3 protein-coding genes are annotated in these 4,002 nt (G+C 70.6%); all 3 read right to left on the reverse strand.

The annotated features are described in order from the left end of the window. Positions 1 to 119 precede the first annotated feature (119 nt). Positions 120 to 713: a hypothetical protein gene (locus tag FNQ90_RS14975; RefSeq protein WP_182606839.1), complete on the reverse strand. Its 594-nt coding sequence runs from the start codon at positions 711 to 713 to the stop codon at positions 120 to 122. Continuing rightward, complete coding sequence (locus tag FNQ90_RS14980) at positions 698 to 1,702, reverse strand: ParA family protein (protein ID WP_228454344.1); 1,005 nt, start codon at positions 1,700 to 1,702, stop codon at positions 698 to 700. The genes FNQ90_RS14975 and FNQ90_RS14980 overlap by 16 nt, the downstream gene beginning before the upstream one ends. Before the next feature lie 737 nt (positions 1,703 to 2,439). Then, a complete protein-coding gene (gene ald / locus FNQ90_RS14985; RefSeq protein WP_182606840.1) occupies positions 2,440 to 3,555 on the reverse strand; it encodes an alanine dehydrogenase in 1,116 nt (371 codons plus the stop codon). Between the last annotated feature and the right edge of the window lie 447 nt (positions 3,556 to 4,002).

A 4,002-nucleotide genomic window follows, 5' to 3' on the forward strand; every position in this document is an offset into this window, starting at 1 on the left:
ATTCAGACGCGGACATCTTCCGCGCACCCTATCGGGCCCTCCCGCGCACCGCCCGGAACGGGGCGTGCGCGGGAACGGTCCGATGGGGCGGGCCGGAGGGGCGGGTGCCCGCCCCTCCGTCAGCCCGCGCTGAGACGGCGCACGAGGATGCTGGCGTCCCCCCGGGACTCCAGGTCCGCGAGGACGACCGCCACCGCCTCCCGCACGATGCGCCCCCGGTCCACCGCCAGGCCGTGCTCGCCGCGGAGGACCAGCCGGGCGTGCTCGAGGTCCATGAGTTCCTCGGCCGATACGTAGACGGTGATCTTCTCGTCGTGCCGCTCGCGTCCGCTGGGACGTCGTGGGGAGCGGGCGCGACGCGGGGCCTCCGGGCCGGTCCGGGAGCCGCGGGACCCCGCGCCGGAGCGTTGACCGGCGGCCCCGGAGCCGGCGGATGAGCGGGTCCCGGAGCCGGCGGGACGCTTGCCCTGGCCCGGCACGGAGGCGGCCGGTTCGGCGGACCCCGCCGTCGGGGGCGTCGTGGAGGGACCCCCGGTCGCCTGCCGCGGCGCGGGGTCCCCCGGCTCCCCGGCCGGGGCGGGAACGGACGCGTCGGAAGCGGCCGGGGCATCGGCGTCGCCGGAGCCTTCCCGGGACGACGAGGCCTGCACGGCGGCCCCGCCGGTGGTACGGAAGAGTTCGTCGGCCGCCGGGAGACTCACTCGGCGTGGCACCGGGCGAGCACCTCCCTGGCGAGCTGACGGTAGGCGGCGGCCCCCACCGAGTTGGAGGCGTAGGTGGTGATGGGCTCGCCGGCGACGGTGGTCTCCGGGAAGCGCACCGTACGACCGATGACGGTGTGGTACACGTTTTCGTCGAAGGCTTCCACCACCCGTGCCAGCACCTCCCGGCTGTGCACCGTTCGGGAGTCGTACATGGTGGCGAGGATGCCGTCGAGGTGCAGGTTGGGGTTGAGTCGCTCCTGAACCTTCTCGATGGTCTCGGTCAACAACGCGACGCCGCGCAGGGCGAAGAACTCGCACTCCAGCGGAACGATCACCTTGTGGGCGGCGGTGAGGGCGTTGACCGTCAGCAGCCCCAGCGAGGGCTGGCAGTCGATCACCACGAAGTCGTAGTCCGGTAGCAGGGGTTGCAGTGCCCGCTGCAGGGAGGACTCCCGGGCCACCTCGCTGACCAGTTGCACCTCGGCGGCGGAGAGGTCGATGTTGCTCGGCAGCAGGTCCATCCCGGCGACGGCCGTCTTGAGCAGCACCTCGTCGGGGGCCAGCCCGCGTTCCATCAGGAGGTTGTAGACGGTGAGTTCGAGCTCCATCGGATTGACGCCGAGCCCCACGGAGAGGGCTCCCTGGGGGTCGAAGTCCACCAGCAGGACACGCCGGCCGTACTCGGCGAGGGCGGCTCCCAGGTTGATGGCCGAGGTGGTCTTCCCCACCCCGCCCTTCTGGTTGCACATCGCGATGATCTTCGCCGGCCCGCGCTCCCCCACCGGCCCCGGAATGGGGAAGTACGGCAGGGGTCGGCCGGTCGGGCCGATCCGCTCACGACGCTGACGTGCGGCGTCGGGGGCGATGGTGGCGGCGTATTCGGGATCGGGTTCGTACTCCGCGTCGGGGTCGTAGAACTTCCCGTCGCCGAAGTCCTCTTCGTAGTCGTCGGCCGCGCCGGTTGAACCGGGGCCGTTCGTACTCTGATGCGCTGTCATCTTCGGTGCGTTCCGGTTCGTGGTGAAGGTGTGCACGGCGACGGAACCGATGCCCGCCGTGCCCCCGGGACCCAAGAGGCCACCGGGCGCTCCCGGGATCGTTCCCCCGGGAGTAATTGTCGACTCATTCACAAGTCGTCTTACCTCCTTGGGGACCAGGGAACTTCCGAACAGGGTCAGCGTTGCACCATGCCGACGTTTGGCGACTCTATGGCGTGTCGGCGGTCGACAGCAACACAATCCGCCGGACCGACACCCTTGTGTCGGGGATTGCCCCCTCCCCAGCAGCCCCGGTGTCAAGGGGGCACGGGCGGCGCACGGCGTGTCGACATGACGAACACCCGAGGGGATGAATGGAGCAAAAGCCCAATCATCCCGCGAGTCGCCTGTTCGGATGGTCGGGATCCGGCCGAAAGCCGCCTCACCCCGACGGTCGGGCGAGTCCCCCGAGCGGGTCGCCCCCGCCGACTCCCCCGGGGTCGCACCATCGGCAACACCCGTTTCCCGGGCGGGTTTCGGGGGCGCGGGGGCGCACGGAAGCCGGCTTCACAAGTCGACTGATCGTTCGATTGACACATCGTCCGCATGAACGAATAACGAGTCGACAGATGGTCGTGGAGGAGGGCGATGGGTCGACCGGGGAACACCCCCGGGAACGAGAACGTGCTCCGGGGCCGGGAGAAGTCGATACATCCACTTCCCCCGGCCCCGGGACGCCCTCGGAACCGCCCCGGCGGTCAGCCCACCACGGTCTTGGGGGCCACCCGCGGCAGGCCGTGCGCCTCGGCCACCGAGGCATGGATGACCTGGCCCTCGTGCACGTTCAACCCTCCGGCGAAGGCCGGATCGGCGGCCAGGGCCTCCCGCCACCCCCGGTCGGCGAGCCGGACCAGGTAGGGCAGGGTCGCGTTGGTCAGGGCCCGGGTGGAGGTGCTGGGCACGGCCCCCGGCATGTTGGCGACGCAGTAGAAGAGGGAGTCGTGGACCGGGAAGGTGGGGTCGGCGTGGGTGGTGGGTCGGGAGTCCTCGAAGCACCCGCCCTGGTCGATGGCGATGTCCACCAGCACGCTGCCCGCCCGCATCCGGGACACCAGGTCGTTGGAGACCAGTTTCGGCGCACGGGCACCGGGGATCAGAACCGCACCGATCACCAGATCGGCGGTCCCGACCGCCTCGCGCAGCGCGTAGTCGTTGGAGACGACGGTCCGCACCCGTCCGCCGTAGATGCGGTCCGCCTCGCGGAGCTTGCGGACATCGGTGTCCAGGAGTGTCACCCGGAAGCCCATGCCGACCGCGATCTGCATCGCGTTCCACCCGGAGACACCGCCGCCGATCACGACCGCCTCGGCCGCCGGGGCGCCGGGCACACCGCCCGGGAGCACCCCGCGCCCACCGGCGGAGCGCATCAGGTGGTAGGCGCCCACCTGGGGGGCGATCCGCCCGGCCACCTCGGACATGGGTGCCAGCAGGGGCAGGGAACCGTCGGGGTTCTGCACGGTCTCGTAGGCGATGGCGGTGGTGCCCGCCGAGATCAGTGCGTCGGTGCACTCCCGGGAGGCGGCCAGGTGAAGGTAGGTGAACAGCACCTGGTCCTTGCGCAGCCGGTGGTACTCCTCCTCCACCGGCTCCTTGACCTTGAGGACGAGGTCGGCCTGCTCCCACACGTCATCGGCCGTGGGGAGGATCTCCGCGCCGGCCGCCCGGAACTCCTCGTCGGGGATCGCGGAGCCCGCGCCGGCCCCCTGTTCCACCCGGACGAGGTGCCCGCGTCGAACCAGTTCGTGGACTCCTGCCGGGGTGATCGCCACCCGGAACTCGTTGTTCTTGACTTCGCGCGGAATGCCGACCTTCACGTGGATCACGGTCCTTGGGTTGTGCCGCCGGGGGTCGCCCGGTACGTCGGCGGGAGGGTGGGTGGAACGCGACGGGCGAGGACAACCGCCGGGGAGGAGGGGATCGCCGCTGCCCCGGCGCCCTTGTCGTGCCCACCGCCGTCCGGGATCGCGTGGGGACCACCCACACCATCCCGAAACGCCGGAACGGACTCATACCCGGCACAGCGGAAGTCATCGACCTCACGCGCCTTGGTCATTGTTAATGAAGGATGAGCCACTGTCCAGCCTTGCAAACAACACTTAACAGAGAAATTTTTCTGTGTTTCGTAGGTGTGCGCTGGGTAGTGACGACGGAATCCGCAGTCGTTCGGGCTCCCCACCGGTTCCCCGGCGCACAACGGGGCCCGCCGGGCTCCCCGGCGGGCCCCGTGCCCGGCACGTCCGTCGTTCCTCAATCCCGCGTGG

Origin of the sequence: Streptomyces alkaliphilus (genome assembly GCF_014141535.1) — a bacterium.
Lineage (GTDB): Bacteria > Actinomycetota > Actinomycetes > Streptomycetales > Streptomycetaceae > Streptomyces > Streptomyces alkaliphilus.

Excerpts from the sequence above, each read along its gene's own strand:
- FNQ90_RS14980 (WP_228454344.1), bottom strand. The coding sequence starts at position 1,702 with ATGACAGCGCATCAGAGTACGAACGGCCCCGGTTCAACCGGCGCGGCC.